3 protein-coding genes and 1 rRNA gene are annotated in these 4,016 nt (G+C 59.7%); all 4 read left to right on the top strand.

All coding sequences use genetic code 11. The features are described 5' to 3' along the window. A 5S ribosomal RNA gene (gene rrf, locus DNK59_RS24165) occupies positions 1 to 108 on the top strand; the annotation flags it as partial. Between the two features lie 150 nt (positions 109 to 258). Continuing rightward, a complete protein-coding gene (locus DNK59_RS24160; RefSeq protein ID WP_092310084.1) occupies positions 259 to 918 on the top strand; it encodes a paraquat-inducible protein A in 660 nt (219 codons plus the stop codon). Next, the gene (locus DNK59_RS24155) at positions 905 to 1,528 is read left to right on the top strand and encodes a paraquat-inducible protein A (protein WP_092310087.1); all 624 of its coding nucleotides are present in this window, start codon (positions 905 to 907) and stop codon (positions 1,526 to 1,528) included. Before DNK59_RS24160 ends, DNK59_RS24155 begins: the two co-directional genes overlap by 14 nt. After that, positions 1,521 to 3,824, top strand: coding sequence for a PqiB family protein (locus tag DNK59_RS24150; RefSeq protein WP_110724898.1), 2,304 nt, complete (start codon positions 1,521 to 1,523; stop codon positions 3,822 to 3,824). Before DNK59_RS24155 ends, DNK59_RS24150 begins: the two co-directional genes overlap by 8 nt. Positions 3,825 to 4,016: the final 192 nt, after the last annotated feature.

Below are 4,016 nucleotides of genomic sequence, written 5' to 3'. Positions count from 1 at the left end.
CCATAGAGCGTTGGAACCACCTGATCCCATCCCGAACTCAGAAGTGAAACGATGCATCGCCGATGGTAGTGTGGGGTTTCCCCATGTGAGAGTAGGTCATCGTCAAGATTAAATTCCGAAACCCCAATTGCGAAAGCAGTTGGGGTTTTGTTTTTGCGCGGTAGAAAAATTCGCTCTTATCCGCAAACAAATTTGTACAGTTATTTTCGAATTGGAACACTAGAATAGCCGCTACTTTCTCCACTTCCAGAGCCGTCTATGCCAGATCCGGTTGACGCCCCCGGGTTGTCAGAATTACCACTGGACGACCTGGTTGCTTGCCACGAGTGCGATCTGCTGATGCGCAAGCCAAGGCTTGCTCTCGGCGAAAAGGCTCAATGCCCGCGTTGTGGCTATGAACTCTACGCACACCGGCACAATGTCGTTGAACGTAGCCTGGCTCTGGTGATCGCCGCCTTGTTGCTCTACGTACCGGCGAACTTTCTTCCCATCATGCAGCTCAATCTATTGGGACAGTCTTCCGAAGATACCGTCTGGAGCGGCGTGCAAGGCCTGTTCGATACCGGTATGGAAGGCGTGGCGCTGGTGGTGTTCCTGTGCAGCATGGGCATCCCCCTGATCAAGTTGATTTGCCAGCTCCTGGTCCTGTTGAGTATTCGCTGGAACATCGGGCGCAGTTACGGCTTGCTGCTCTACCGCATTTATCACCACTTGCGCGATTGGGGCATGCTCGAGGTCTATCTGATGGGCGTGCTGGTGGCCATCGTCAAGTTAGCCGACATGGCCTCCATCACCGTGGGCCTGGGCCTGGTGTGTTTTATCAGTCTGTTGTTGGTCCAGGTCTGGCTGGAGGTGGTGATGTCACCTCACCAGATCTGGCAAGCGTTATCGGGAGAGGATGTGCATGCGGGCGATTGATGCAGGCATTCTGATTTGCATCGAATGCCATGAGTTGAACCGGCAGGAGGCCGACAGCGACGAGCAGACCTGCACTCGTTGCGGAGCCCTGGTCCACCCCCGCCGTCCCAATAGCATCCTGCGCACCTGGGCGTTGTTGCTCACCGCCGCCATTCTCTATGTTCCGGCCAATCTGCTGCCGATCATGACGGTCAGCTCACTGGGCCAGGGCGACCCCAGCACCATCATGTCGGGGGTTATCCAGCTGGTGCAGCACGGCATGTTTCCCATTGCCGCGGTAGTATTTGTCGCCAGTATCCTGGTGCCCACCTTCAAGCTAGTGGGCATAGCCCTGCTGTTGTTTTCGGTACAGCGCCACCAGCCATTGTCAGCAAGGCAGCGGATCATCATGTACCGCTTTATCGAGTTCATCGGTCGCTGGTCGATGCTGGATATCTTTGTCATCGCCATCCTGGTGGCGCTGGTCAACTTTGGACGGCTGGCCAGCATCGAAGCCAATCTCGGTGCGGTTGCCTTTGCCAGTGTGGTGATTCTGACCATGCTGGCCGCAGTAACTTTCGATCCCCGACTGATCTGGGATAACACGGAGTCGGACGACGACCATGAGTGATTTGCCTATCGCCAAAACCCGCCCTGCCTCCAATTGGTCAGCCATCTGGGTACTGCCCCTGATTGCCCTGATCATCGGTGGCTGGCTGGGCTGGCGTGCCTACAGCCAGACCGGCATCGAGATCCAGTTGCGCTTCGAAAGCGGTGAGGGGATCCAGGCCAACAAGACCGAAGTGGTCTACAAAGGCATGCCCGTGGGTAAGGTCAAGACTCTGGCCCTGGACGATGAAGGCAACTCCAAGGGGGTGATCGCCACGGTCGAGATGAACAAGGACGTCGAACAGTACCTGAAAACCAACACCCGCTTCTGGCTGGTCAAGCCCAGTGTCAGCCTGGCCGGCATCACCGGCCTGGAAACCCTGGTCTCCGGCAACTACATCGCGGTCAATCCCGGCGAAGGGGAGCCCGCACGCAAGTTCAAGGCCCTGGCCGAAGAACCGCCCCTATCGGACGCCAAGCCCGGTCTGCACCTGACCATCAAGGCTGAGCGCCTGGGCTCGCTGAACCGTGGCAGCCCAGTGTTCTATAAACAGATCCAGGTGGGACAGATCAAAAGCTTCCTGCTTTCCGAAGACCAGAGCACGGTCGAACTCAAGGTCTATATCGAGCCCACCTACGCCAACCTGGTGCGCAAACACACACGTTTCTGGAACGCCAGCGGTATCAGCATCGACGCCAACCTGTCCGGGGTCAAAGTGCGCAGCGAGTCCCTGTCCAGCATCGTCGCCGGCGGTATCGCCTTTGCCACGCCGGAAAATCGCAAGGACAGCCCGCCGACCGATCCAAGCCTGCCGTTCCGCCTCTATGAAGATTTCGATGCCGCCCAGGCCGGTATCCGGGTCAAGGTCAAGCTCACCGATTTCGAAGGCCTGCAGGCCGGACGCACCCCGGTGATGTACAAGGGCATCCAGGTGGGCAGCCTGAAAGCGCTGAAGGTCGATTCCGATCTCACCAGCGCCACCGCCGAGCTGACCCTCGATCCGCTGGCCGAGGACTACCTGGTCCAGGGCACCCAGTTCTGGACCGTCAAACCCTCCATCTCCCTGGCCGGCATCACTGGACTTGAGGCGCTGGTCAAAGGCAACTACATCGCCATTCGCCCCGGCGACAAGGGCGCAGCGCCCCAACGCGAGTTCGAAGCCCGGGCCAAGGCCCCGCCTCTGGATTTGCGTGCACCGGGCCTGCACATGGTGCTGTTCACCGACAACCTCGGCTCCCTGGATGTGGGCAGCCCGATCCTCTACAAGCAGGTCAAGGTCGGCTCGGTGCAGAGCTATCAGTTCTCTCACACCCGCAAGCAAGTGGTGATCGGCGTTCATATCGAGAAAGAGTACGAGTCACTGGTCAACGGCTCGACCCGTTTCTGGAACGTCAGCGGCATCACCCTCACCGGCGGACTCACCGGCGGCATCCAGATCAAGAGCGAGTCGCTGCAGAGCCTGATGGCCGGGGGTATTGCCTTCGAGACACCGCTGCCCAACGTGCCGCTGAAAAAGCGCATTCCGCGTTTCCGGCTGTTCGCCAATCAGGAAGAGGCGGCGCAGCGTGGCACCCTGGTCACCATCAAGGTCGATCGCGCTGATGGGCTGCGCGCTGGCACGCCGGTGCGTTTCAAGGGCCTGGATGTGGGCAAGCTGGAGGAAGTGACCCTCAGCGCCGATCTGCAATCGGTGATGCTCAAGGCGCGGATTACCGAAGTGCCGGAGCGTATCGCCCGGGTCGGTAGCCAGTTCTGGGTGGTCAAGCCGGAACTGGGGCTGATGAAGACCTCGAACCTGGAAACCCTGGTCACCGGTCAATACATCGAGGTGCAGCCCGCGACGAAGAACCAGGGCGTACAGACCAGCTTTGTCGCTTTGTCGCAGCCGCCAGAGGCCAGCGTTCCTGAAGCGGGCCTGAGCCTGGTACTGAGCGCTGCGCGCCGTGGCTCGCTGAAGGTGGGGGTGCCGGTGACCTATCGCGAAGTGACGGTGGGCAAGGTGACCGGCTACGAGCTGGGCCAGACGGCCGACCGGGTCCTGATCCACATCCTCATCGAGCCCAAGTACGCGCCGTTGATTCGTGGTGGCACACGCTTCTGGAACAGCAGCGGATTTGGCGTGGACTTTGGCCTGTTCAAGGGCGCCACGGTGCGTACCGAGTCCCTGGAAACCCTGATCCAGGGCGGCATTGCCTTCGCCACCCCGGATGGCGAGCGCATGGGCAACCCGGCCCGTCCCCAGCAGACCTTCCCCCTGTTCGACAAGTTCGAGGATGAATGGCTGACATGGGCCCCCAAGATCCCCCTGGGCAAATAACCCTCTCGTAGGAGCCGGCTTGCCGGCGAAGAGGCCCTCAAGTCCGGCGTTCTTCCAGAGGACGCCTTCGCTGGCAAGCCAGCTCCTTATCTGTTCCAGATCTGCCAGATTAGGTGTCGAGAGTCGGCGTGGACGATCGCTAGCTCCTAGGTCCAAACGATCGTTTTGTAGCAAGGTCTCCACGCCGATATC

It is taken from the genome of Pseudomonas sp. TKO26 (assembly GCF_003225665.1).
GTDB lineage: Bacteria > Pseudomonadota > Gammaproteobacteria > Pseudomonadales > Pseudomonadaceae > Aquipseudomonas > Aquipseudomonas saponiphila.
The sequence above is the reverse complement of the archived record's forward strand: the minus strand, read 5'-3'. Positions and strand labels throughout refer to the sequence as shown.